Annotated in this window: 1 protein-coding gene; it reads right to left on the bottom strand. The window is 79.2% G+C overall.

All coding sequences use genetic code 11. The annotated features are described in order from the left end of the window. Positions 1-665: hypothetical protein (locus tag FA014_RS20455; RefSeq protein ID WP_230323472.1), on the bottom strand; the 665-nt coding region annotated here is incomplete at both ends.

Below are 665 nucleotides of genomic sequence, written 5' to 3'. Positions count from 1 at the left end.
CGAGGTGGCCGGTGCCCTGCGGTCGCTGGCGTCGCCGGTGCTGCTGGTGCTCGACGGCTACGAGGCGGTGTCCTCGCCCCGCGTCGACCACGACCTGGTCGAGGTGATCGCCGGCGACCTCGACCAGCGCGTCGTGCGGCGCGGTGCGCAGGTCCACGTGGCCGGCCGCCCCGGCGAGCGCCACGGTCCGCACCAGCAGGCCCAGGCCGTCGGTGGCCGCGCGCACCCGCCCGGCGGCGTCCGGGGCCTGGCCGGCGCGGGCGAGCACCTCGGCCACCTCGTCCTCCGCCAGGCGCAGGTCCTCCGGTCCGAGGACCGCGACGTCGACGCGGACCGCGGCCGCGGCGAGCAACCGGTCCTGGGACCCACGGGTGGTGACCGCGACGTGCAGGTGGTCGGTGCCGGCGATCACCTCGACCAGGTCGTGGTCGACGCGGGGCGAGGACACCGCCTCGTAGCCGTCGAGCACCAGCAGCACCGGCGACGCCAGCGACCGCAGGGCACCGGCCACCTCGCCGGCCACCGCACGTCCGCCGCGGCGGGCCGCCGACTGCGCGGCGCCGGCGGCGCGGGCGTCCAGGAGCCCGGCCTCGACGAGCTGGTCGAGCACGGCGGCCCACGGCTCGGGGCCGGCGGCCTCGGCGTCCAGCCACAGCACCGCCCGG

The sequence above is a fragment of the Cellulomonas hominis genome, assembly GCF_005239125.1.
Classification (GTDB): domain Bacteria; phylum Actinomycetota; class Actinomycetes; order Actinomycetales; family Cellulomonadaceae; genus Cellulomonas; species Cellulomonas hominis_A.
The sequence above is the reverse complement of the archived record's forward strand: the minus strand, read 5'-3'. Positions and strand labels throughout refer to the sequence as shown.